Origin of the sequence: Massilia sp. IC2-476 (genome assembly GCF_020707295.1) — a bacterium.
Lineage (GTDB): Bacteria > Pseudomonadota > Gammaproteobacteria > Burkholderiales > Burkholderiaceae_D > Telluria.
In genome coordinates, this window is sequence record NZ_JAJFER010000009.1 from 124,188 (window position 1) to 146,444 (window position 22,257).

Below are 22,257 nucleotides of genomic sequence, written 5' to 3' on the forward strand. Positions count from 1 at the left end.
CACCAGCATTCATACATGTCTCCCGACGACTACTGCCAGCAAAAGACGGCCCAAAGCGGTTCCAGCTTCTATTACAGCTTCCTGTTCCTGCCGCCGGAGCGCCGCCGCGCGATCACCGCGCTGTACGCCTTTTGCCGCGAAGTGGACGACACCGTCGACGAGACTTCAGACGCTTCTGTCGCGCGCATCAAGCTGGCCTGGTGGCGCACCGAAGTCTCGACCATGTACAAGGGCACGCCGACCCACCCGGTGACCCAGGCCCTGCAGCCGCACATCGCCACTTACAAACTGGAAGAACAGCACCTGCAGGCGATCATCGACGGCATGGAGATGGACCTCGACCAGAGCCGCTACCTCGATTTCGCCGGCCTGCAGAAGTATTGCTGGCGGGTGGCCGGCGTGGTCGGCATCCTGTCGGCGAGCATCTTCGGCTATACCGACCCCAAGACCCTGGCCTATGCTGAAAAGCTCGGCCTGGCCTTCCAGCTCACCAACATCATCCGCGACGTCGGCGACGATGCGCGCAAGGGCCGCATCTACCTCCCGGTCAACGAGCTGCAGCAGTTCAACGTGACGGCCGCCGACATCCTGAATTTCCGCCACAGCGAGAAGTTCGAAGCCCTGATGCGCTTCCAGGAAGAGCGCGCCCAGCGCACCTACGACGAGGCCCTGGCCCTGCTGCCGAAGCACGACCGCCGCGCCCAGCGCCCCGGCCTGATGATGGCGGCCATCTATCGCACCCTGCTCGATGAAATCGCCGACGAGAAGTTCCAGGTACTGAACCAGCGCATCTCGCTGACGCCGCTGCGCAAGCTGTGGCTGGCCTGGAAGACCTATGTCCGCACCTGAGGGCGGCTTGAAGGTCCTGGTCGCCGGCGGCGGCTGGGCCGGCTGCGCCGCCGCGGTCGAACTCGCCGCCAAGGGCACGCGTGTCACGCTGGTCGAAAGCGCACGCAGCCTGGGCGGGCGCGCCCGCGGCGTCGAAGTGCAGGGCAAGATGCTTGATAACGGCCAGCACATCCTGCTGGGCGCTTACCACGAGACCCTGCGCCTCATGCGCCAGGTCGGCATCGACCCGGACGAGGTGCTGCTGCGCCTGCCCGTCCAGATGCGCTATCCGGAAGGCAGCGGCGGCATGGACTTCGTCGCGCCGCGCTGGCCGGCGCCCTGGCATTTGTTCGGCGCCCTGCTGCGCGCCAGGGGCCTGGCGCGTGAAGACAAGCTGGCCCTGGCGCGCTTTACCAGCGCCGCGCGCTGGATGGGCTGGGTGCTGTACAAGGATTGCAGCGTGCACGAGCTCCTGGAACGCTTCGGCCAGACGCCGCGCCTGGCGCGCCTGCTGTGGTACCCGCTGTGCATCGCCGCACTGAACACCCCGCCCGAGCGCGCATCAAGCAAGGTCTTCCTGGCGGTCCTGCGCGACAGCCTGGGCGCCAAGCGCCGCGCCGCCTCGGACATGCTGCTGCCGCGAACCGACATGGGATCCCTGTTCCCGCAGGCGGCCGCGCGCCGTCTCGAACAGCAGGGGGGCCAGGTCGCCACCGGCACCCGGCTAGAGCTGCTCGAACGCAGCGCCGACGGCTGGCGCGCGACGCTGAATGGCGCACAGAGCGACTTCGACGCCGTGGTGCTGGCTACCCCGGCCACCCAGTCGGCGGCCCTGCTCGCTCCGCATCTGCCGGAACTGGCCGATCAGCTCTCGGCGCTCGCCTATGAGCCGATCGCGACCTGCTACCTGCAGTACGATCCGCTGCTGCGCCTGGATCTGCCCTTCTATGCCCTGCTCGACGACCCGTCGGCCGGTCGCTGGGGCCAGTTCGCCTTCGACCGCGGGCAGCTCGACGCCGCCCAGCCGGGACTGGTGGCGGTGGTGGTCAGCGCCGCTCTGGATGCCGCCGCGCTCGACCAGGATGCGCTGGCGGGGGCGATTGCCGCCCAGCTGGCGCAGGACCTGCGCCGTCCGGAGCTGGCCCGGCCCCAGTGGTCGCGCGTGATCACCGAGAAGCGCGCCACCTTTTCCTGCACCCCGGACCTGCTGCGTCCAGGCGTGCAAACCGCCCTGCCCGGCCTGGTGCTGGCGGGCGACTACACGGCCAGCGACTACCCGGCGACGCTGGAAACCGCCGTGCGCAGCGGTGTTGCGGCTGCGACGGTCATCGCCGCCTGCGACACCCTGCCCCGCGAAAACCGCAGCCTGTCGCACGCCGATGGCGGCGCAAGCCCGAAATCCGTAAGGTAGCACCATCGACACACCTCTTACGGATCGAACAACATGAACAACATCCAACTCGGCCTGCGTACCCTGGCACTGATTGCCCTGGTGGCCTTGAGCACCGCCGTGCTGGTCCACCCGGAACTCATCGGCGGTTCTTCGCCGGCCAGCGCGCTGGCGACCGGCTCGATCCCGGTCATGGCACATCACTGATTTCGTAGAACTGCAGCACATGGGCAAACTGGAATATCTCGACGCGCTGAAGCGGGCCATGACCGGCCTGCCGCCGGAAACCCAGGCCAAGACCCTGGCCTGGTACGAGCAGCGCTTTGTCGACGGCGTCGCCGCCGGACGCAGCGAGCAAAGCATCGCCGAAGAACTGGACGACCCGCGCAGGATCGCGGTGACGCTGCGCGCCAGCGCCCACATGCAGGCCTTCGACGAAAAGAAGAGCCCGGCCAATGCCGTGCGCATGATCGTGGCCGGCGCGGGGCTGCTGGTGTTCAACCTGTTCATGGCGATTCCGGCCGCCGTCTACGCCTCGCTGCTGTTCGCGGTGTACGGCACCGCGCTGGGCTTTTATGTGTCCGGGATAGCCATCACGGCAAGCGGGCTCGCCGGCGCCAATGAGCTGGTGCTGAACAATCCGCTGCACCGGATCGAGGTGCTGGAGTCGGGCGAGCGTCGCGAGACCCGTGAGAACGGCCTGACCCGCGTCACCATCGGTCAGAACGGTATCCAGGTCTTCGAGGAAGATCCCCAGCCGGTCGACCCGGACGCCGAGCCAGGCGACGAAGGCCGGTCCGCCATGGTCATCCGGCGCGCCGAAAAGGTGGCCGATACCGGCATCCAGATCACCACCGACATGGACGGCGAATCGCGCGCTACCCAGACCCTGTTCGGGCTGGTCATGGTACTGGGCGGGATCCTGCTGTTCCTGCTGTCCCTGGTGATCACGAAATACACCTTCCTCGGCCTCAAGCGCTACCTCAAGATGAACATGTCGCTGCTGAAGGGAGCTTGAGGATGCGCGCACTCCTGAAAGTCGGGTTCAGCCTGCTGTTGCTGGCCTTTGTCCTGATCGGCCTGAGCTACGCCATGCTGCGCGCCAACGGCGTCACCGCCAAGGCCGAGGGCCGGCAGGTCTCGAGCGAATCGCGCGAGGTGCCGGCCGGGGTCAGCTCGGTCGAGCTGGAAGGCCCGATCAACCTGAACCTGCGCTACGGCGCCGCGCCCTCGATGAAGGTGCGGGGCGAGGCCCGCCTGCTGAACAATATCGATGTGTCGAACGATGACGAAGTCCTGCACATCGGCATCCGCGGCATGGTGCTCAGCCACCGCCATCCGATCGAGGTCGAGCTGGTGCTGCCGCGCCTAGAAAGCATCAAGGTCGACGGCGGCGGCGACAGCAGCGTCAACGGCTTCTCGGGCGACCGCATCGAGGTACGCATGGAAGGCCGCGGCAGCCTGCGCTTCAACGGCCGCTTCCGCGAGGTGGATGCGGCCCTGAGCGGCAACGGTGAACTCGATCTGAACGCCGGCTCCGGCATCGAACGCTTCGAAGCCGTGCTCACCGGCGCCGGCCACATGACCATCGTCGGCAGCACCCGCGAGCTGCACGCCAACGCCAGCGGTTCGGGCGAACTCGATGCGCGCCACCTGCGCGCCGAGCGTGTCGAGGTCAGCCAGACCGGTTCCGGCCGCAGCTCCGTGCATGCGCGCCAGACCTTTAGCGCTTCGCTGTCGGGCAACGGCGACGTCGAGGTTACCGGCAATCCGGCCGAACGCAGCGTCAGCCGCACCGGCGCCGGGGCGGTTACTTTTTCTGATTGAGCAAGGTTAGAACGTCCTGGCCGGCGGCGCGGCCGCTGCCGAAGCAGGCGGTCAACAGGTAGCCGCCGGTCGGCGCCTCCCAGTCGATCATCTCTCCCGCCACGAATACCCCGGGCAGCGCGCGCAGCATTGCGCTGCCTTCGGCCAGGGCGTCGAAGCGCACCCCGCCGGCGCTGCTGATCGCTTCATCGATCGGCCGCGGGCGCCTCAATACCAGGGGCAGCGCCTTGAGCGCAGCCGCGAGCGTTTGTGGGTCGGCGTATTCATCCTTTGACAGGCATTCGTGCAGCAGGCCGGCTTTCACGCCCTTGATTCCCAGGCGGCCAGCGAGGTGGCTGGACAGCGAGCGCGAGCCGCGCGGACGCGCCACCTCGGCCGCCACACGGTCCGCATCGAAGTCCGGCAGCAGGTCGAGCCAGATGGTGGCGCTGCCCTCCTCGGCGATCTGGTCGCGCAGCGGCGCCGAGATCGCGTACACCAGGCTGCCCTCGATGCCGGTCGCCGTGACCACGAACTGGCCCTGGCGCCGCACCAAGCAGCCGTCGCGGCCGCGCCAGGCGATGGCGACGGTGGTAAGCGGCGCGCCCGCGTGCTTCTCGCTGAAGTGCGCGCTCCAGTCGGCGTCGAAGCCGCAATTGGATGGTACGAGGGGCGCCACCTCGACTCCGCGCTCGGCCAGCAGCGGCGCCCAGGCGCCGTCCGAACCGAGGCGCGCCCAGCTGGCGCCGCCCAGGGCCAGCACTGTGGCGTCGGCCTCGATCAGGATTTCCCCGTCGGGCGAAGCCAGGCGCAGGCGCCCGTCCTGCCAGCCGAGCCAGCGATGCCGCATGTGGAAACGCACCCCGGCTTCGCGCAGGCGGTGCAGCCAGGCGCGCAGCAGCGGCGCGGCCTTCATATCGGTCGGGAATACGCGGCCGGAGCTGCCGACGAAGGTGTCGATGCCGAGGCCGTGGATCCAGTCGCGTACCGCTTGCGGGTCGAACGCCTCGAGCCAGCGCGCGACCTCGCGCTCACGGCTGCCATAGCGGTTGCGAAAGGCCTGGATCTCTTCCGAGTGCGTGATGTTCATGCCGCCCTTCCCCGCCAGCAGGAACTTGCGCCCGACGGACGCCATCGCATCGTAGACGTCGACCTGCACGCCGCCCGCCGCCAGCACTTCGGCTGCCATCAGGCCGGCGGGGCCGCCGCCGATCACGGCGACGCGTTGGGGTGGCTTGGTAAGCTGGCTCATCGAGACATCAAGGGAAGCAAAGGAGCGGCATTGTAGACGAGGTTGCCGCCTGCATAAAAATGTAAAGCGAGCTTGACATGTCTAGTTTCCTTGACTAGGATGTCAAGCATACTTTACTTCACGGAGGATGTCATGCACGAAAAACGGGTGGGCCGGGCGTATATGCGCGAGATGCTGGGAGCGCTGGTGCTGTACACGGTGCTCTTGATGGCAGCGATCCGCTGGGGCCGGCCGATGGAAGAAGGCCTGGTGCGTACCCTGGTGCTGCTGTCGCCGATGATCGGCTTTGGCATGGCGCTGTGGGCCATCGCCCGGCATTTCGCGCGCGTTGATGAATACATCCGCCGCTTCCTGCTCGAGTCGCTGGCGCTGGGCGCCGGCATCACGGCCGGCCTCACCTTCACCTACGGCTTTCTCGAGACGGCGGGTTTCCCGCGGCTGTCGATGTTCACCGTGTGGTGCGTGCTGTGCGGCTCGACCGGCATCATCTGCGTCATCCGGCGCTGGACTGAGCGATGAACAACCATATCCGGACCCTGCGCGCCGAGCGCGGCTGGAGCCAGGCGCAGCTGGCCGACATGCTCGACGTCTCGCGCCAGAGCGTGAATGCGATCGAGACCGGGCGCTACGATCCCAGCCTGCCGCTTGCCTTCGCCATCGCCAGGCTATTCCAGTTACCGATCGAATCGATCTTCACCCCAGACCAGGAGCCAGCATGAAAGCCCAGTTGTTCACCGCATTGTTCGCCGCATCCTTCGCCTTCGCGCCGCCGGCCCTGTCCCAGCAGGCGCCGCAGCAGCCGAACCGCTTCCTCGCCGCCCAGCCGGCGGCCGCCGAACGCTTCGAGATCAAGGGCATGCTGGTCGAGCGCCACGGCAGCGGCGCGCGCGCCCTGATCCTGGTGCCGGGCCTGTCCAGCGGCGGCTGGGTCTGGAGCCAGGTGGCGCGCGACTTCGCTCCCACCCACAGCGTCTATGTCGTAACCTTGCCCGGCTTCGATGGCCGTCCCGCGGTCGCCGGCGACCCGTTCGATGCCAGCCGCGACGCGCTGGCCGAACTGATTATTAGCCGCAAGCTGGTCAAACCGGTGCTGATCGGTCACAGCATCGGTGCCACGCTTGCCCTCGCGCTCGCCCAGGCAAGCCCGCAACAGATCGGCGGCGTGGTTGCTATCGACGGCCTGCCGGTGTTCCCGCGCACCGAAGACATGCCGCCCGAGCAGCGCGCCGTCATGGCGGACAAGACCCGCCAGCAGATGGCGGCCTTGACCGGACCTGCGTTCGCCGCCCAACAGCTGGCCTACATGCGCAGCATCGGCCTGGTCGACATGGGCAAGGCCGACGATGCCGCCCGCCTGAGTTCGCGCAGCGACCCGCAGGCGGTCGCCGCCTACATGGGCGCGGCGCTGGCGCGCGACCTGCGCCCCGGGCTGGCCCGCATCGAAACGCCGGTGCTGGTACTGGCGCCCTATTTTGCGCCCGACGCGCCGCTCCTGAATAACATGACTGCAGCGGACAAGGTGGCGTATTATCGGGAACTGATGGCCGGCACGCCGAAGCTGGAAGTCGAGACCATCGACAAGGCGCGCCACTTCGCGATGATCGACCAGCCCGAGGCGGTCAGCGCGGCCATCCGCCGATTCCTCGACCGCAAATAATACCGACAGGAGCGCAGCATGCAGAAACTGATCCACTGGGGCGGACAATACCTGCTGGCGGCCGGCACGATGTTCGCGCTGCTGGTCTGCATCGATGTGTTCCTACGCGGCGAAGCCTTCGCGACCGTCTGGCCCATGTCCCTGGCCTGGTCGCTGATGGCCGCCGGCATCTTCATCGCCTCGCGCTATTTCCGCAGCAATAGCGGCGCCCTGCCTCCCGGCCGGCGCTGAACGCCCAGTCCTCCAAGCTGCATCAAGACGGAAACCCAGCGGCAGGCCATACTGCCGCCGGGACATCTGTATGGATTTGCCATATCTATAAGATTCCGCTTGACAATAGTTTTAACAGGAATATTCTTGTATCCGCTACAACGAACGATGGCTTCCCGCTCGACGAGGAAACCACGATTCGCCACAGCAGTTCGATTCAACATCTTGGAGGATGTGTATGTCGGTAATGACAAGGGCAGCAATGTCCCGTAGGGCTATGCTGGGCGCAATCGCGACCAGTCCACTCTGGATGCAGTCCGCCTGGGCGCAGCCAAACAACCTGAAAATCTCGCACCAATTCCCCGGCGGCAGCATCGCCGAAGGCGATTTCCGTGACCGCTTGTGCCGCATGTTCGCGGCCAACGTCGAACGGCGCACCCGCGGCGGGCTGAAGTTCTCGATCTACCCAAGCTCGAGCCTGATGGCCCCGAACGCCCAGTTCGCGGCGCTGCGCAGCGGCGGCCTCGATATGGCGCTGGTGCCGCTATCGTATGCCGGCGCCGAGGCGCCGGAAGCGAATATCGGCCTGATGCCGGGCCTGGTCACCTCTTACGAGCAGGGTTACGGCTGGAAGAACGCGCCGGTCGGCAAGGAACTGACGCGCATCCTGCACGACCAGGGCCTGGTGGTGATCAGCTGGATCTGGCAGGCCGGCGGCGTCGCCTCGCGCGGCAAGCCGATCGTGCATCCGGAAGACGTGGCCGGCCTCAAGGTGCGCGGCGGTTCGCACGAGATGGACCGCCTGCTGGCCGACGCCGGCGCCACCGTGGTCAACATGCCCTCGAACGAGATCCAGGCCGCGATGCGCGCAGGTAGCCTGGACGCGGCGCTGACCTCCTCGACTTCGCTCATTTCCTTCCGCCTGCAGGAGTCCGCACGCGCGCTCACCACGGCGCGCGGCGGCGCCTACTGGTTCATGTTCGAGCCACTGATGATGTCGCGCACGGTGTTCGACCGCCTCAGCAAGCAGCAGCAGGCGGCGGTGATGGCGGTGGGAGCGGAACTGGAAGGCTTTGCGCGCAAGGCGGCGCGTGCCGACGATGCGGCGGTGGCGGCGGTGTATGCCAAGACCGGCGCCCAGATCGTCGACATGAATGCGGAAGCCCTGCGCAAGTGGCAGGCGGTGGCGCGTACCAATGCCTGGCGCGAGTACGCCGAGCGCAGCGCCAACTGCGCCAAACTGCTGCAGCTGGCGGAGCAGTCGATCGCGATGATTTGACCGTAGGGTGTTCGGCTTTGCCGAACGCGCGTTCAACTATCGGATGCGTGGTGGCAGCGCAAATTCCGGTTGAACGCGCGGTCGGCGTAGCGTGATCTGGTCCACCGGACCGTGATCTAGTCCACTGGACTAGATCACCCCCTACCCACCTGTCACCGGCGGGAAGAACGCCACCTCGGCCCCGTCGACGACTGCCGTCTCGGGGCCGCACATCACCTGGTTGCAGGCCATGCGCACGGCGCGGTCCTGTCCCAGCGCTTCGGCCCACGCACCGCCGCGCGCGACCAGCGCATCGCGCACCGCTCCTACCGTCGCTGCCTCGCCCGGGAGTTCCAGGCTGTCCTGGCCGGTGCCGAGCTTCTCGCGCACCGACGCGAAGTATTTCAAACTGATCTTCATGGCCATCCTAATGCTGCAGTTCGGCGAAGGGGATGAAGCGCACCAGGTCGCCCTCGGCGATCGGCTGGCCCGGCGGATTGTCCACCAGGCCGTCGCCCCAGACGGTAGAGGTGAGCACGCCCGAGCCCTGGTTCGGGAACAGGTCGAGGCCACCGGCGGCATTCACGCGCACACGCAGGAATTCGTTGCGGCGGTCGGCCTTGGGCAGTGCGAAATCGGCGCGCATCATGTAGCCGCGCGGCTCCACCTGCCCGGTCGCACCCTGCAGTCGCAGCAGGAAGGGGCGCACGAACAGCAGGAAGGTGATGAAGCTCGATACGGGGTTACCCGGAAGGCCGATGAAGTAAGCAGCTCCAGTGGAGCTGCTTACGCAAGTGCCATCTTCCCGCTTGATTTCCCCGAAAGCCAGCGGCTTGCCGGGCTTGACGGCGATCTGCCACATGTTCAGGCGCCCTTCCGCTTCCACCGCCGGCTTGATGTGGTCCTCTTCGCCAACCGAGACGCCGCCCGAGGTGATGATCAGGTCATGCTGTTGCGCCGCCTCGCGCAAGGTGGCGCGGGTCGCCTCCAGCGAATCGGGGACGATGCCGTAATCGGTGAATTCGCAGCCGAAGTTTTCCAGCAGCCCGCGCAGTGTGAAGCGGTTGGAGTTGTAGATGGCGCCGGGTTTCAATGCTTCGCCCGGCATGGCCAGTTCGTCGCCCGTGAAGAACACGGCGACGCGCACGCGGCGCAGTACCGGCAGTTGGGCCAGGCCCACGGAGGCGGCCAGGCCCAGCTCCTGGCTGCGCAGACGGGTGCCGGTAGGCAGGATGACCGAGCCGGCTGCCACGTCTTCGCCGGTGCGGCGGATCCATTCGCCGCTGCGCGGCGTATGCCGCACGGTGACGCTGTCGCCCACCGCTTCGCACTGTTCCTGCATCACCACCGCATCGGCGCCAGCCGGAATCAGGGCGCCGGTGAAGATGCGGGCCGCGGTGCCGGGCTCCAGCGGCTCGCCGACCGTGCCCGCAGGGATGCGCTGGGCCACGCGCAGGGTCGCGCTGCCGCTCTCGCAATCGGCGGCGCGCACCGCGTAGCCGTCCATCTGGGTGTTGTCGGCGGACGGCACGTTGATGGTCGCCAGCTGGTCTTCGGCCAGCACGCGGCCGTTCGCCGCCAATGTCGGCACCAGCTCGGTACCGCTAACGGCGCGCGCCGCATCGAGCAGTTGGCTCAGCGCCTCGCGTACGGACAGCATCGGGGCCTTCATCTCACAGCCCCGTGTGTTCGGCGATGTAGGCCTTCATGCTGTCCACACTCGGCCGCATGACGACGAAACGCTGCGGCAGCGACTCGATGTTCTCGAAGCCGGCGGGACGCTCGGCGTCCGTGCCCAGCGCTTCCAGGATGGTCTCGTTGAACTTGGCCGCCAGCGCGGTTTCCAGCACGATCATGGGAACGCCTGGCTGCATGTGTTCGCGCGCGACCTTGATGCCGTCGGCGGTGTGGGTGTCGATGGTGATGCCGTAGTCGTCCGCCACGTCGCGGATCGTCGCCAGGCGGTCGGCATGCGTCGACTTGCCCGAGGCGAAGCCATATTGGCCCACCAGCTTCCATTCGTCGCCGTCGCTGCCCGGGGCGCCCGACAGGTCGAAGCCGCCATGGGTGTCGACCTTCTTGAACAGCGCGTGGGTGCGCTCGGCATCGCGGCCCACCAGTTCGTACACGAAGCGCTCGAAGTTGGAGGCTTTCGAGATGTCCATCGAGGGGCTGCTGGTGTGGTAGGTCTCGGATGGCTTACGCACGCGGTAGACACCCGTGCGGAAGAATTCGTCGAGCACGTCGTTCTCGTTGGTGGCGGCGACCAGTTTGTCGATCGGCAGGCCCATCATGCGGGCGATGTGGCCGGCGCAGATGTTGCCGAAGTTCCCCGACGGGACGGTGAAAGAGACCTTCTGGTCATTACTAGTGGTGGCTGCCAGGTAGCCGCGGAAGTAATAGACCACCTGCGCGACCACGCGTGCCCAGTTGATCGAGTTGACGGTGCCGATCTTGTGGCGCGCCTTGAAGGACAGGTCGTTCGATACGGCCTTGACCATGTCCTGGCAATCGTCGAACACGCCTTCGACCGCGATGTTGAAGATGTTCGGGTCCTGCAGGCTGAACATCTGGGCGGTCTGGAAGGCGCTCATCTTCTTGTGCGGCGACAGCATGAACACACGCACGCCACGCTTGCCGCGCATTGCATATTCTGCCGCGCTGCCGGTGTCGCCCGAGGTGGCGCCGAAGATGTTGAGCTCGTCGTTGTTCTTCGCCAGCGCGTACTCGAACAGGTTGCCCAGCAGTTGCATGGCCATGTCCTTGAAGGCCAGGGTCGGGCCGTTCGACAGGGCCTGCAGCACCAGCTTGCCCTGCGCACCGTCTTCCAGCACACGCAGCGGGGTGATCTCGCTCGCCGACTCGTCGACGCGCGCATTGCGGTAGACCTCCGGGGTATAGGTCTTCGCGGTCAGGGCGCGCAGGTCTTCGTCGGGGATGTCGGTCGCGAATTTACGCAGGATTTCGTAAGCCAGTTCCGCGTAGGAGAGCTTGCGCCAGGCATCGAGCTCCTCCCCGCTGACCTGCGGGTAGCTTTCAGGCAGATACAGGCCGCCGTCCGGGGCCAGGCCCGCCAGCAGGATGTCGGAGAAACGCTGGGGATTGCGTACTGCGGACGCGCTGGTTGCGCGGGTGGAGACGTAATGCATACGGTAGGAGATCCGGTTGTGGCCAAAGTTGAACTTTTATTATAGCCCCCGTTGGGGGCGTATGCTGTGGTGCAAAAAAACCGGCGGGTTTTGCTCACGAGATTGGATCCCGGCCTGCGCCGGGATGACGGTTCGAAGGCGAGCGGTGGAATGTCACAACCGTAGTCCGCTACATAGGCACGTCATCCCGGCGAAGGCCGGGATCCAATTTGGCTCTACGTCAGCAAGCGGCGTGGTTCACCGTCACCACGTGCACCGCCAGGCCACCCAGCGAGGTTTCCTTGTACTTCACCTGCATGTCGGCGCCGGTCTGGCGCATGGTCTCGATCACGTTATCCAGGCTGACGAAGTGGGTGCCATCCCCCTTCATGGCGAGCGAGGCCGCGGTGATCGCCTTGATCGCCCCCATGCCATTGCGCTCGATGCAGGGAATCTGCACCAGGCCGCCGATCGGGTCGCAGGTCATGCCGAGGTGGTGTTCGATGCCGATCTCCGCCGCGTTCTCGATGCGTTCGTTGGAACCGCCCAGCGCTGCCACCAGCCCGGCGGCGGCCATCGCGCAGGCCACGCCCACTTCGCCCTGGCAGCCGATTTCGGCGCCCGAGATCGAGGCGTTCTTCTTGCACAGCATGCCGATCGCGGCGGACGTCAGCAGGAAGTCGCGGATACCCTTGGCCGGATCGCTCGGGCAGCAGTCTTCAGCGTAGTAGCGCAGTACCGCCGGAATGATGCCCGCCGCGCCGTTTGTCGGCGCGGTGACGACACGGCCGCCGGCCGCGTTTTCCTCATTGACCGCCATCGCATACAAGGTCACATGGTGCGTCGCATCATGCGGCAGCTCGTTGACGCGCTTGCCCTCGGTGCAGTGGGCCTGCTTCCACAGCTTGGCGGCGCGGCGCTTGACGTTCAGGCCACCCGGCAGCTGACCTTCGGTGACCAGGCCATGCGCGATACAGTCGCGCATGACTTCCCAGATCCGGTCCAGGCCCGCGTCCAGTTCAGCCTCGCTCATGCGCGCCAGCTCGTTCGCACGCAGCATGTGCGGGATCGACAGGCCGTGCTCGCGGCCCTGGGCCAGCAGCTCGGCCATGGTGTTGAACGGGAACGGCACCGCTACCCCCGGCGCCTCGTTGGCACGGCCCTGGCTTTCGCCGGCGGCCGTGATGAAGCCACCTCCGACCGAATAATAGATGCGTTCGATGATGCTGCCGTCCGCCAGCTGCAGCACGAACTTCATGCCGTTCGGGTGTTCGGGCAGGGTCGACTGCTTGTGCCACACCAGGCCCGTGCGGTACTGGAACGGCACTTCCTTGCTACCCAGCAGCCGGAGCTTGCCGTCCATCTCCGCTTCGGCCAGCTTGTCCTCGACCGCATCCGGGTCGACGCCCTGCGGCGTCTCGCCCATCAGGCCCAGGATCACGGCCTTGTCAGTGGCGTGGCCGACACCGGTCAGGGCCAGCGACCCGTACAGGTGGGCCTCGACGCCGACGGCGTTCTCCAGCGAGCCGCACTCCAGCAGGAAGCGGCGCGCCGCCACCATCGGGCCCACCGTGTGGGAGCTCGACGGCCCGATACCGATCTTGAACAGATCAAAAACGCTCATGTCCATCTTGTTGTCTCTACTATCCGGTTTTTATTATTGTCTTGATGCGGTGACGTACAGGCGCAGTTCAGGCTGCGATACCCACGTCAACGTTCTTCAGCATGCTGTCTACCATCTCTTCCACGCCGATGCACGCCTTCCAGCCCCAGTCGCTCGTGGCGCGGCTGTCGTCCAGGCTCTTCGGCCAGGAATCGGCGATCTGCTGGCGGCTGTCCGGCTTGTAGGCGACCTCGAACCCAGGTACCGCCTTCTTGATGGCGGCCGCCAGTTCGCGCGGGTTGAAGGACACGCCCGCCACGTTGTACGAAGAGCGGATCGCGACCTTCTCGCTTGGCGCATCCATCAGCTCGATGGTGGCGCGGATCGCGTCCGGCATGTAGATCATCGGCAGCGTGGTTTCCGGGCCCAGGAAGCACTCGTAGGTCTCGCCCTTGAGGGCCGAGTGGAAGATGGCGATGGCGTAGTCGGTGGTGCCGCCGCCCGGAGGCGACTTGAAGCTGATGATGCCCGGGTAGCGGATCGAACGCACGTCCACGCCGTACTTGCTGTGATAGTACTCGCACAGGCGCTCGCCGGCCAGCTTGCTGATGCCGTAGATCGAGGTCGGGTCCATCACCGCGTACTGCGGGGCCGGATCGGCCGGGGTGTTCGGGCCGAAGGCGGCGATCGACGAAGGCCAGAAGACCTTCAGCGGCTTGCCCGCCTCGCCACGCTCGCGCGCGACTTCCAGGATATTCAGCAGGCCATCCATGTTCAGGGTCCAGGCCTTGAGCGGCACCTTTTCGCCGGTGGCCGACAGCAGCGCCGCCAGCTGGTAGACCTGGGTGATGCCTTCTACCTCGACCAGGCTGGAGAGGCGTTCGCGGTCCAGCACGTCGAGCTGGGTGTAGCGCGCCGCGCCGTAGACGTTGTTGGTACCGATGTCCGAGGCGATGACCTTGTCCGCGCCATGCTGCTCCGCCAGCGCGGTCACGAGTTCACTGCCGATCTGGCCGTTGGCGCCGATGATGAGGATGCGTTCCATTGTTCTGTTCCGTTCTTATTGATTCTTGAGGATGCCCAGCTCTTTGCCGGCTTGTTCGAATGCTTTCAACACGGTGTCCAGCTGCTCGCGGGTGTGCGCGGCCGACAGCTGCACGCGCACGCGCGCCTGGCCCATCGGCACCACCGGGTAGAAGAAGCCCGACAGCAGCACGCCCAGCTCGAACATGCGGGCGGCGAATTTCTGGGCGATCGGCGCGTCGAACAGCATCACCGGCACCACCGGGTGCGTGCCCGGCTTGATGGTGAAGCCGATGCGCTCGATCTCCTTGCGGAAGTAGGCGGTGTTCTCGTGCAAGCGGTCGCGCAGCTCGGTCGACTTCGAGATGCGGTCCAGCACCGACAGCGAGGCGCCCGCGATCATCGGCGCCAGGGTGTTCGAGAACAGGTAAGGACGCGACTTCTGGCGCAGGGTCTCGATGACCTCCTTGCGGCCCGAGGTGAAGCCGCCCATCGCGCCACCCAGGGCCTTGCCCAGGGTGCCGGTGATGATGTCGATTCTACCCATCACGCCGCAGTGCTCGTGGGTGCCGCGCCCGGTCTTGCCCATGAAGCCGGAGGCGTGCGATTCATCGATCATGGTCAGGGCGCCGTATTTTTCGGCCAGCTCGACGATCTTGTCCAGCTGGGCGATGGTGCCGTCCATCGAGAACACGCCGTCGGTGACGATGATCTTGTGGCGCTTGCCGGCTTCGGTAGCGGCGATCAGCTGCTTTTCCAGGTCGGCCATGTCGTTGTTGGCGTAGCGGTAGCGCGCGGCCTTGCACAGGCGGACGCCGTCGATGATGGAAGCGTGGTTCAGGGCGTCCGAGATGATTGCGTCGTTCTCGTCGAACAGCGGCTCGAACACGCCGCCGTTGGCGTCGAAGGCGGCCGCGTACAGGATGGTGTCTTCGGTACCGAGGAACTCGGACAGCTTCTGCTCCAGCTCCTTGTGCACGGTCTGGGTGCCGCAGATGAAGCGCACCGAGGACAGGCCGTAGCCGTATTTTTCCAGGGCGGCAGCAGCGGCCGTTGATGTCTGCTCGTCGCCGGACAGGCCCAGGTAGTTGTTGGCGCACATATTGATGAGCGTGCGGCCGTCCTGCGCGACCACTTCGGCGCCCTGGCGCGAAGCGATCACGCGCTCCGGCTTGAACAGGCCGTCGTTGCGCAGCGTCTCGAGTTTCGCTTGCAGGCCGCTATAAAATGCTTGATCGCTCATGTTGTTCCCACTCCCTGGTTGGTCCCGGCTTGACCGGCGGTTGGCGAATGTCGTATCGTCTGCTCGTTCGATTCAAGAAACCAAGTTCTGTATGTCGAACGAGAATTCAATATATTGAATCTTACCCCTAGCTAATGAACTTGGCAAGCCACGCTATAAGCATATTCAGGCAACGATTAAGGCAATGACCAAAACTCTAACAAATAACGCCCCGCCGGAAGTTGGCGCCACGCTACAGCGCCTCCGATTGGCGCGTGGCCTGACCCTGGAAGACCTGTCGCGCATCGCCGGGGTGTCCAAGTCGATGCTGTCCCAAATCGAGCGCGAGAAGGCAAACCCCACCATCGCCATCACCTGGCGCCTGGCCAATGCCCTGGGCGTGGAGATCGGCGAGCTCTTGTCGTCGGAGGTGCGGGCGGTGGACCTGATCCGCGTGGTGGACGCCCACGAGACCCCCACCCTGCCCGGCGCCCACGCCGGCTATTCGCTGCGCATCCTGGGGCCGATGGACCTGGCGGGCAAGTACGAATGGTACGAACTGACCCTGGCTCCCGGCGGTGAAATGGCCTCGCAGGCGCACGATCCGGGGACCAAGGAGCACCTGACCGTCATTAGCGGGACGATCGAGCTCGAAGTGGGGGTGGAGAAGAAGAAGATCAAGCATGGGGGGACGGCGCGCTATCCGGCCGACCATGACCACGTGATTCGGAATGCGGGCAAGACCGAAGCCAAGGCGCTGTTGGTAGTTGTACAACGGTAGGGTGGGCGGGTCTTCCCGCCCACGCGGTCACAGCAAGATCAGACGCTACGAGCGTTCTTCGGCTAACTATCACCGCGTGGGCGGCAAGCCGCCCACCCTACGAAAAACAACGGCCACTCAGTGCGAGTGGCCGTTTTCACATCAAAGTGTCAGCTTATTTGCTACCGCCAACCGCTGCCGGAGCAGCTTCGCCCACCTTCAGCTCACGCGCCAGGAAGCCCCAGCGATCCGCCACCTCCTCGATCTGCTTGGTGGTCGGCTTGCCCGCGCCGTGGCCAGCCTTGGTCTCGATGCGGATCAGGACCGGCGCGGCGCCCGCCTGGGCGGCCTGGGCAGCGGCGGCGAACTTGAAGCTGTGCGCCGGCACTACGCGGTCGTCGTGGTCGGCCGTGGTCACCATGGTGGCCGGGTAGCAGGTGCCCGGTTTCAGGTTATGCAGCGGCGAGTACTTGACCAGGGCCTTGAACTCGTCCGGGTTCTCCGACGAGCCGTAGTCCGAGGTCCAGGCCCAGCCGATGGTGAACTTGTGGAAGCGCAGCATGTCCATCACGCCCACGGCCGGCAGCGCCGCGCCGAACAGGTCCGGACGCTGGGTCATCGCGGCGCCCACCAGCAGGCCGCCGTTGGAGCCGCCGCCGATCGCCAGCTTCGACGGCGAGGTCACCTTGTTCGCCACCAGCCACTCGGCCGCGCCGATGAAGTCGTCGAACACGTTCTGCTTCTGCAGCTTGGTGCCGGCCTGGTGCCAGGCTTCGCCGTATTCGCCACCGCCGCGCAGGTTGGCCACCACGTAGACGCCGCCCATCTCCATCCAGGCCAGGTTGGCCGGCGAGAAGCCCGGGGTCATCGAGATGTTGAAGCCGCCGTAGCCGTACAGGTAGGTCGGGTTCTGGCCGTCCAGCTTGAGGCCCTTCTTCGACACGATGAACATCGGGACCTTGGTGCCGTCCTTGCTGGTGTAGAACTGCTGGCGGGTCTCGTACTGCGAGGGGTCGAAGTCGACCTTCGGCTGGCGGAACACGGTGCTCTCGCCGTTCTTCAGGTTCAGGCGATAGATCGTGGTCGGAGTGGTAAAGCCGGCGAACGAGTAGAAGGTTTCGCTCTCGTTGCGTTTGCCCGACAGGCCGCCGACGGTGCCGATGCCCGGCAGCTTGATTTCGCGGACCAGCTTGCCCTTGAGGTCATGCACGCGCACGACGCTGCGCGCATCCTTCAGGTATTCCAGAACCAGCTGGTTGTTGATGATGTCGGCGCCGGCCAGGGTGTCGGGACTTTCGGCGACGATCTCCTTCCAGTTGCTCTCCTGCGGCTTGTTCACGTCGATCGCGATGATGCGCTTCTTCGGCGCGTTGCGGTCGGTGCTGAAGTAGAACACGCTGCCGATGTTGTCGATGAAGTGGTAGCCGGCGTCGAAGTTGTCGACCAGGTCGACCACCTTGGAGTCCGGCTTGCTCAGGTCCTTGTACGACACGCGGTACTTCGGCGCGGTGCCCTTGGTGGTCGTGATGATCAGGTAGCGGCCATCGTCGGTGGTGTTGCCGCCGAAGCCCCATTCCTTCTGGTCCGGGCGGTCGTAGACCAGGGTGTCGCTGCTCTGCGGGGTGCCGAGGCGGTGGTAGTACAGCTTCTGGAAGTAGTTGACGTCGGCCAGCTTGGTGCTTTCCTTCGGCTCGTCGTAGCGGCTGTAGAAGAAGCCCTTGCCGTCCTTGGTCCAGGCGGTGCTGGAGAACTTGACCCACTTGATGTGGTCTTCCAGGTCCTTGCCGGACTCGATGTCGCGCACGCGGATCTCGTTCCAGTCCGAGCCCGAAGCCGCCACGCTGTAGGCCAGCAGCTTGCCGTCCGGGCTTGGTTCGACGCCGGCCAGGGCCACCGTGCCGTCGCTCGACATGGTGTTCGGGTCGAGCAGCACGCGCGGGCTGTCGCCCAGGTTCTTCAGGGTGTACAGGACCGACTGGTTCTGCAGGCCGTCGTTGCGGGTGTAGAAGTAGCGGCCGCCTTCCTTGCCCGGCACGCTGTAGCGCTCGTAGTTCCACAGCTTGGTGAGGCGCTCGCGGATCGCCGCGCGCTGCGGGATCTGGGCCAGGTAGGCCTGCGTCACCTTGTTCTGGGCCGTCACCCATTCCTTGGTCTCAGCGCTGTTCGCGTCCTCGAGCCAGCGGTAGGGGTCGGCGACGGTAGTGCCGTGGTAGTTGTCAGCCTGGTCGACCTTCTTCGAGACCGGGTAGGTCACGGAGGCGTTTTTGGAACCAGGTGCGGGGCAGCTTTGTGCCAGCGCCGTGTTGGCGCCGAAGGCCGCCGCCAGCAGGGCGACGAGCGTTGCGTGTCTCAGGGTCATGTCGATCTCGTTCGAGTTATTCATGGATTCGGCTTGCGCCGAGAGCCATCATAACGCGAATTGCCGGGCTCGCATATGCATGTCTTCCCCGTCAATACGGGACGAAGCCGCAGGGCGACCCGCCCTGCATGCACCGGAAGAAACGCCCTCAGGAGTTGGCCGCCGGGCGCTGGCCGTGCTGGTGGCGGCGCGCGGCGCGCACCCGGCTCACCAGGGCCCGCCCCCACGGGCCGACGCCCGCGCCGAGGCGTCCGGCGACGCCGCGGTTGCGGCGGCCGTCCTGGCCGCCACTGGCGGCCAGGACCATCCACATGTAGGCGCGCAGCGGATCGCGCTCGACACCGCGGCCGCTGTTGACCATGCCGCCCAGGTTGTACTGCGCCAGCGTATGGCCCTGCTCGGCCGCCTGGCGGTACCAGTAGGTGGCGAGGGTGTCGTCGTGCGGCACGCCCTGGCCGTTGGCGTACAGGACGCCGAGGTTGTTCTGGGCGCTGGCGTCGCCCTGCTGGGCCGCGCGCCGGTACCACTCGGCGGCGCGCGCCTCGTCGCGCGGCACGCCCTCGCCCCGGGCGTACATGACCCCGAGGCTGAACTGGGCGTTGGCCGCGCCCTGCTCGGCCGCGCGCAGGTAGCATTCCAGGGCCCGCGCCGGGTCGCGGGGAACGCCACGGCCGGCGGCGTACATGAGACCGGCGCAGTAGTTCGCCTGGACGTGGCCGCGCGCCGCGGCGCGCAGGAAGCAGTCGAGGGCCTGGCCGTCGCCGGCGCTGCCGTGGCCGGCGGCCAGCAGGGTGCCGAGGGCATAGTCGGCCTCGGTGTCGTGCTGGGCCGCGGCGCGTCTGAGCCAGGAAATGGCGCGGTCCGGGTCGGCCGGCACGCCCTGCCCATGGGCATAGGCCAGCCCGAGGAAGCGCTGGGCCGCGGCGACGCCCTGGGCCGCGGCTTCGCGGAACCAGCACACGGCCTGGGCGTCATCGGCTTCGACGCCGTCGCCGCGGCGGTACATGAGGGCGAGGTTGAGCTGGCCCTGGCCATGGCCCTGGCTGGCGGCCTTGCGGAACCAGGCCATCGCCAGCGGGTGGCTGACCGGCACGCCCATGCCCTGCAGGTAGCATTCGCCGAGCAGGTTCTGGGCGCTGGCCAGGCCCTGCTCGGCGGCGCGGTAGAACCAGCCGAATGCGACTTCGTGCGATTGCGGCACGCCCCGTCCCTTGCGGTAGAGCTGGCCAAGGTTCTGCTGGGCGGCCGGATCGCCCTGGGCGGCTGCGCGCCCGAACCAGCAGGCGGCGAGTTCGTCGCTGCGCGGAGCGCCGCGTCCGTTGCCATACATGGCGCCGAGGTGGTTCTGGGCCGCCGCCAGTCCCTGGCGCGCAGCGCGCCCTATCCAGTCGAAGGCGCGCGCGTCGTCGCGCTCGACGGCCTCGCCGTGCTTGTAGAGCAGGCCGAGGTTGAACTGCGCGTAGGGATCGCCGCGCTCGGCGGCAGGCAGGAACCACTGGAAGACCTCGACCCCCTCGCGGGCAGCGTTCTGGCGATTCATCCCTACCCCCTTGCGGCCCAATGGAACCGTTTCACAAGGCGGGCGCAGGATCGTCCGCCGTTGTTAAAATTTTAAGGAGTGCGACCCACCAGCAGTTTGCGTCCGCACAATCGTAGAGACGCGACGCGCGGGCAAAGACGTGGTATGCGCAGAACGCCGCGCGTGCGGGATCAGGCGGCCTGAGCCACGGTGACGCGCCGTTCCCGCTCGAGGCTGGCGTATTTGTCCAGGAAGAGCGCGACCTTGGCCGCCGCCAGCTTGTTCACCGAGACCAGCAGGTCGGGCGCGACCTGCGGCAGGCCGTGGATCGTGCCGAGATGGCGCGCCGCATGCAGCAGCACTTCGGCGGCGACTTCGGCGTCGGCCTCGGCCCGGTGGGCTGTGCCGCGGAACGGGATGCCGAGGCCGCTCGACAGATTGCCCAGCTTGTAGCTGGGCAGGCCCGGGAACAGGCGGCGCGCCAGTTTCAGCGAACACACCAGGCCGCAATGGCCGGTGGGACGGCCGATGCGCCAGCCTTCCGCCTTCAGGAACTTCTCGTCGAAGCTGGCGTTGTGGGCCGACAGCATGTCGGCGCCGATGAAGTCGAGCAGCTCCGCCACCACCTTCTGGCTCGGCGGCGCGCTGTCGACCATGTCCTGGGTGATGCCGGTCAGCTGGGTGATGAAGGACGGGATGCGCACGCCGCAGTTCACCAGCGAGACATAGCGCTCGCGGATCTCGCCGCCGACGATGCGCAGCGCAGCCACTTCGGTGATGCGGTCGCCCATCTCGGGCGACAGGCCGGTGGTCTCGAAGTCGAGCATCACGATCGGGCGTTCAAACACACTCATGGTAGGTCCTCGTTATCCAAACTTGCGCAGCGCGTCGAGCGCCAGGCCGGCGCCGATGCTGCCGAACAGGTCGCCCTCGACCTTGCGCGCGCGCGGCAGCAGCGCCGCGATGCGCTCGCGCAGCAGCGACACGCCGCTCGAGCCGCCGGTGAAGAATACCGTATCCACCGCATCCGGTTCGACGCCGGCTTCGGAGAACAGGCGCAGCACGGTGGCGCCGACGCTGTCTACCAGTTGACCGATGGCGGCCTCGAAGGTTTCACGGGTAACCACCAGGGTCTCGGGCGGCGCCAGGCGGTCGAGGTCCATCTCGACCGCCGGACTTGCGGACAGGCCGATCTTGGCCGCCTCCACCTGGATCGCCAGCCAGTGGCCGGCGCGCTCGTCGATCAGCTTCTGCAGGCGCGTGAGCTTCGCCGGCTCGGCCGCGTCGCGCACCAGGTCGGCCAGCTGGGCGATGCTCTTGCGGGTATAGGCCTGGTTGATCGTATGCCAGGTGGCCAGGTTGAAGTAGTAGCTCGACGGGATCGCGGCGCCCGACAGCAGCGTGCTGCCGTAGCCGAGCAGCGGCATCACGCTGGCCAGGCTCAGGTATTTGTCGAAGTCGGTGCCGCCGATGTGCACGCCGCCGTTGGCGAGGATGTCGTCGCGCCGCTCGGCGCGGCCGGCGCGCTGCGGCCCCAGGCGCACCAGCGAGAAGTCCGAGGTGCCACCGCCGATGTCGGCGATCAGGACCAGCTCTTCGCGCTCGATCCGCGATTCGTAGTCGAAAGCGGCGGCGATCGGTTCGTACTGGAAGGCGATCTCGCGAAAGCCGACGGAGCGCGCCACTTCTTCCAGCGTGTCCTGGGCGCGGCGGTCGGCTTGCGCGTCGTCGTCGATGAAATACACCGGACGGCCGAACACGGCGCTGGAAAACTCGCGCCCGGCCTGCTGCTGGGCGCGGCGCTTGACTTCGCCGATGAACTGGCCCAGCAGGGCCTTGAAGGGCAGCGCGCGGCCGGCCACTTCGGTCTGGCCGTCGATCAGGCTGGTACCGAGCAGGCTTTTCAGCGAGCGCATCAGGCGGCCTTCGTAGCCTTCCAGGTAGTCGGCCAGCGCGGCGCGGCCATAGCTCACCTGGTCATCGTCGGCATTGAAGAACACGACCGAAGGCAGGGTCGCCTTGCCGTCTTCAAGGGACAGCAGCGCGCCGGCGCCCGGGAGCGCATCGCCGCCGGACAGCCAGCCGACAGTGGAATTGGACGTACCGAAGTCAACGCCGCAAGCGAGCGCCATAAGAACCTTTTCATTGGGAGGGGCGGTATGGTAACAGATAACAAGCGGCATGAAATCACCGGGCGTTGGGATTTTCCCGCTTGTGGCAAACTGGCACACACCCGTATTGA

Annotated in this window: 22 protein-coding genes; 11 read left to right on the forward strand and 11 right to left on the reverse strand. The window is 66.5% G+C overall.

Features of this window, described 5'->3' with window-relative positions; genetic code table 11:
- Positions 1-15: 15 nt before the first annotated feature.
- Genes hpnD through LK539_RS21240 form a run of 5 tightly spaced genes read left to right on the forward strand, consistent with a single transcriptional unit; the run spans position 16 to position 4,045 of the window.
- Positions 16-849, forward strand: coding sequence for a presqualene diphosphate synthase HpnD (hpnD, locus tag LK539_RS21220; RefSeq protein WP_227803051.1), 834 nt, complete (start codon positions 16-18; stop codon positions 847-849).
- Positions 836-2,239 carry a hydroxysqualene dehydroxylase HpnE gene (gene hpnE / locus LK539_RS21225; RefSeq protein ID WP_227803052.1) on the forward strand — a complete coding sequence of 468 codons (1,404 nt, stop codon included), beginning with the start codon at positions 836-838 and terminating at the stop codon, positions 2,237-2,239. The genes hpnD and hpnE overlap by 14 nt, the downstream gene beginning before the upstream one ends.
- Before the next feature lie 33 nt (positions 2,240-2,272).
- Positions 2,273-2,425 (forward strand): hypothetical protein, encoded by a 153-nt coding sequence (locus tag LK539_RS21230; protein ID WP_227803053.1) that lies wholly within the window; start codon positions 2,273-2,275, stop codon positions 2,423-2,425.
- Positions 2,426-2,444: 19 nt separating this feature from the next.
- On the forward strand, positions 2,445-3,236 hold the full coding sequence (locus tag LK539_RS21235; RefSeq protein ID WP_227803054.1) for a DUF1700 domain-containing protein: 792 nt from the start codon (positions 2,445-2,447) through the stop codon (positions 3,234-3,236).
- 2 nt (positions 3,237-3,238) lie between these two features.
- Entirely contained in the window at positions 3,239-4,045 is an 807-nt protein-coding gene (locus LK539_RS21240) for a head GIN domain-containing protein (RefSeq protein ID WP_227803055.1), read from the forward strand.
- Here the strand turns inward: LK539_RS21240 and LK539_RS21245 are convergent.
- Complete coding sequence (locus LK539_RS21245; RefSeq protein WP_227803056.1) at positions 4,029-5,276, reverse strand: TIGR03862 family flavoprotein; 1,248 nt, start codon at positions 5,274-5,276, stop codon at positions 4,029-4,031. The genes LK539_RS21240 and LK539_RS21245 overlap by 17 nt on opposite strands.
- Before the next feature lie 132 nt (positions 5,277-5,408).
- Here LK539_RS21245 and LK539_RS21250 point away from each other — a divergent pair, with 132 nt between their 5' ends.
- The 5 genes from LK539_RS21250 (at position 5,409) to dctP (ending at position 8,422) form a co-directional block, all read left to right on the forward strand.
- Positions 5,409-5,795, forward strand: coding sequence for a hypothetical protein (locus tag LK539_RS21250; protein ID WP_227803057.1), 387 nt, complete (start codon positions 5,409-5,411; stop codon positions 5,793-5,795).
- Positions 5,792-5,995 carry a helix-turn-helix transcriptional regulator gene (locus LK539_RS21255; RefSeq protein ID WP_227803058.1) on the forward strand — a complete coding sequence of 68 codons (204 nt, stop codon included), beginning with the start codon at positions 5,792-5,794 and terminating at the stop codon, positions 5,993-5,995. Before LK539_RS21250 ends, LK539_RS21255 begins: the two co-directional genes overlap by 4 nt.
- Complete coding sequence (locus LK539_RS21260) at positions 5,992-6,933, forward strand: alpha/beta fold hydrolase (protein WP_227803059.1); 942 nt, start codon at positions 5,992-5,994, stop codon at positions 6,931-6,933. The genes LK539_RS21255 and LK539_RS21260 overlap by 4 nt, the downstream gene beginning before the upstream one ends.
- 18 nt (positions 6,934-6,951) lie before the next feature.
- On the forward strand, positions 6,952-7,164 hold the full coding sequence (locus tag LK539_RS21265) for a hypothetical protein (protein WP_227803060.1): 213 nt from the start codon (positions 6,952-6,954) through the stop codon (positions 7,162-7,164).
- Positions 7,165-7,405: 241 nt separating this feature from the next.
- Positions 7,406-8,422 (forward strand): TRAP transporter substrate-binding protein DctP, encoded by a 1,017-nt coding sequence (gene dctP / locus LK539_RS21270; protein WP_227803061.1) that lies wholly within the window; start codon positions 7,406-7,408, stop codon positions 8,420-8,422.
- Between the two features lie 141 nt (positions 8,423-8,563).
- Here the strand turns inward: dctP and moaD are convergent, their stop codons facing one another.
- The 6 genes from moaD to LK539_RS21300 all read right to left on the reverse strand — a co-directional run bounded on the left by moaD (position 8,564) and on the right by LK539_RS21300 (position 15,398).
- Entirely contained in the window at positions 8,564-8,821 is a 258-nt protein-coding gene (moaD, locus tag LK539_RS21275; protein WP_227803062.1) for a molybdopterin converting factor subunit 1, read from the reverse strand.
- Between the two features lie 7 nt (positions 8,822-8,828).
- Positions 8,829-10,061 carry a gephyrin-like molybdotransferase Glp gene (glp, locus tag LK539_RS21280; RefSeq protein WP_227803063.1) on the reverse strand — a complete coding sequence of 411 codons (1,233 nt, stop codon included), beginning with the start codon at positions 10,059-10,061 and terminating at the stop codon, positions 8,829-8,831.
- A gap of 13 nt (positions 10,062-10,074) precedes the next feature.
- Complete coding sequence (gene thrC / locus LK539_RS21285; protein ID WP_227803064.1) at positions 10,075-11,550, reverse strand: threonine synthase; 1,476 nt, start codon at positions 11,548-11,550, stop codon at positions 10,075-10,077.
- A gap of 220 nt (positions 11,551-11,770) precedes the next feature.
- A complete protein-coding gene (locus LK539_RS21290) occupies positions 11,771-13,159 on the reverse strand; it encodes an L-serine ammonia-lyase (protein WP_227803065.1) in 1,389 nt (462 codons plus the stop codon).
- A 61-nt stretch (positions 13,160-13,220) separates the two neighbouring features.
- Entirely contained in the window at positions 13,221-14,177 is a 957-nt protein-coding gene (locus tag LK539_RS21295; RefSeq protein ID WP_227803066.1) for an NAD-dependent epimerase/dehydratase family protein, read from the reverse strand.
- 15 nt (positions 14,178-14,192) lie between these two features.
- Complete coding sequence (locus tag LK539_RS21300) at positions 14,193-15,398, reverse strand: glycine C-acetyltransferase (RefSeq protein ID WP_227803067.1); 1,206 nt, start codon at positions 15,396-15,398, stop codon at positions 14,193-14,195.
- Between the two features lie 184 nt (positions 15,399-15,582).
- Between LK539_RS21300 and LK539_RS21305 the strand changes: the two genes are divergently transcribed.
- Positions 15,583-16,158: a helix-turn-helix domain-containing protein gene (locus LK539_RS21305; protein ID WP_227803068.1), complete on the forward strand. Its 576-nt coding sequence runs from the start codon at positions 15,583-15,585 to the stop codon at positions 16,156-16,158.
- Between the two features lie 154 nt (positions 16,159-16,312).
- On the opposite strand, the gene LK539_RS21310 is transcribed toward LK539_RS21305, so the two are convergent.
- The 4 genes from LK539_RS21310 to LK539_RS21325 all read right to left on the reverse strand — a co-directional run bounded on the left by LK539_RS21310 (position 16,313) and on the right by LK539_RS21325 (position 22,147).
- Positions 16,313-18,496 carry a prolyl oligopeptidase family protein gene (locus LK539_RS21310; RefSeq protein WP_227803069.1) on the reverse strand — a complete coding sequence of 728 codons (2,184 nt, stop codon included), beginning with the start codon at positions 18,494-18,496 and terminating at the stop codon, positions 16,313-16,315.
- Positions 18,497-18,644: 148 nt separating this feature from the next.
- Positions 18,645-20,036 (reverse strand): tetratricopeptide repeat protein, encoded by a 1,392-nt coding sequence (locus tag LK539_RS21315; RefSeq protein ID WP_227803070.1) that lies wholly within the window; start codon positions 20,034-20,036, stop codon positions 18,645-18,647.
- Between the two features lie 170 nt (positions 20,037-20,206).
- Entirely contained in the window at positions 20,207-20,869 is a 663-nt protein-coding gene (locus tag LK539_RS21320) for a PolC-type DNA polymerase III (RefSeq protein WP_227803071.1), read from the reverse strand.
- Between the two features lie 12 nt (positions 20,870-20,881).
- Positions 20,882-22,147 (reverse strand): Hsp70 family protein, encoded by a 1,266-nt coding sequence (locus LK539_RS21325; protein WP_227803072.1) that lies wholly within the window; start codon positions 22,145-22,147, stop codon positions 20,882-20,884.
- Between the last annotated feature and the right edge of the window lie 110 nt (positions 22,148-22,257).

Bases quoted from the DNA above. Each gene is read 5' to 3' on its own strand.
- hpnD (WP_227803051.1), top strand. From the start codon at position 16: ATGTCTCCCGACGACTACTGCCAGCAAAAGACGGCCCAAAGCGGTTCC.
- hpnE (WP_227803052.1), top strand. From the start codon at position 836: ATGTCCGCACCTGAGGGCGGCTTGAAGGTCCTGGTCGCCGGCGGCGGC.
- LK539_RS21230 (WP_227803053.1), top strand. From the start codon at position 2,273: ATGAACAACATCCAACTCGGCCTGCGTACCCTGGCACTGATTGCCCTG.
- LK539_RS21235 (WP_227803054.1), top strand. From the start codon at position 2,445: ATGGGCAAACTGGAATATCTCGACGCGCTGAAGCGGGCCATGACCGGC.
- LK539_RS21240 (WP_227803055.1), top strand. From the start codon at position 3,239: ATGCGCGCACTCCTGAAAGTCGGGTTCAGCCTGCTGTTGCTGGCCTTT.
- LK539_RS21245 (WP_227803056.1), bottom strand. From the start codon at position 5,276: ATGAGCCAGCTTACCAAGCCACCCCAACGCGTCGCCGTGATCGGCGGC.
- LK539_RS21250 (WP_227803057.1), top strand. From the start codon at position 5,409: ATGCACGAAAAACGGGTGGGCCGGGCGTATATGCGCGAGATGCTGGGA.
- LK539_RS21255 (WP_227803058.1), top strand. From the start codon at position 5,792: ATGAACAACCATATCCGGACCCTGCGCGCCGAGCGCGGCTGGAGCCAG.
- LK539_RS21260 (WP_227803059.1), top strand. From the start codon at position 5,992: ATGAAAGCCCAGTTGTTCACCGCATTGTTCGCCGCATCCTTCGCCTTC.
- LK539_RS21265 (WP_227803060.1), top strand. From the start codon at position 6,952: ATGCAGAAACTGATCCACTGGGGCGGACAATACCTGCTGGCGGCCGGC.
- dctP (WP_227803061.1), top strand. From the start codon at position 7,406: ATGTCCCGTAGGGCTATGCTGGGCGCAATCGCGACCAGTCCACTCTGG.
- moaD (WP_227803062.1), bottom strand. From the start codon at position 8,821: ATGAAGATCAGTTTGAAATACTTCGCGTCGGTGCGCGAGAAGCTCGGC.
- glp (WP_227803063.1), bottom strand. From the start codon at position 10,061: ATGCTGTCCGTACGCGAGGCGCTGAGCCAACTGCTCGATGCGGCGCGC.
- thrC (WP_227803064.1), bottom strand. From the start codon at position 11,550: ATGCATTACGTCTCCACCCGCGCAACCAGCGCGTCCGCAGTACGCAAT.
- LK539_RS21290 (WP_227803065.1), bottom strand. From the start codon at position 13,159: ATGGACATGAGCGTTTTTGATCTGTTCAAGATCGGTATCGGGCCGTCG.
- LK539_RS21295 (WP_227803066.1), bottom strand. From the start codon at position 14,177: ATGGAACGCATCCTCATCATCGGCGCCAACGGCCAGATCGGCAGTGAA.
- LK539_RS21300 (WP_227803067.1), bottom strand. From the start codon at position 15,398: ATGAGCGATCAAGCATTTTATAGCGGCCTGCAAGCGAAACTCGAGACG.
- LK539_RS21305 (WP_227803068.1), top strand. From the start codon at position 15,583: ATGACCAAAACTCTAACAAATAACGCCCCGCCGGAAGTTGGCGCCACG.
- LK539_RS21310 (WP_227803069.1), bottom strand. From the start codon at position 18,496: ATGACCCTGAGACACGCAACGCTCGTCGCCCTGCTGGCGGCGGCCTTC.
- LK539_RS21315 (WP_227803070.1), bottom strand. From the start codon at position 20,036: ATGAATCGCCAGAACGCTGCCCGCGAGGGGGTCGAGGTCTTCCAGTGG.
- LK539_RS21320 (WP_227803071.1), bottom strand. From the start codon at position 20,869: ATGAGTGTGTTTGAACGCCCGATCGTGATGCTCGACTTCGAGACCACC.
- LK539_RS21325 (WP_227803072.1), bottom strand. From the start codon at position 22,147: ATGGCGCTCGCTTGCGGCGTTGACTTCGGTACGTCCAATTCCACTGTC.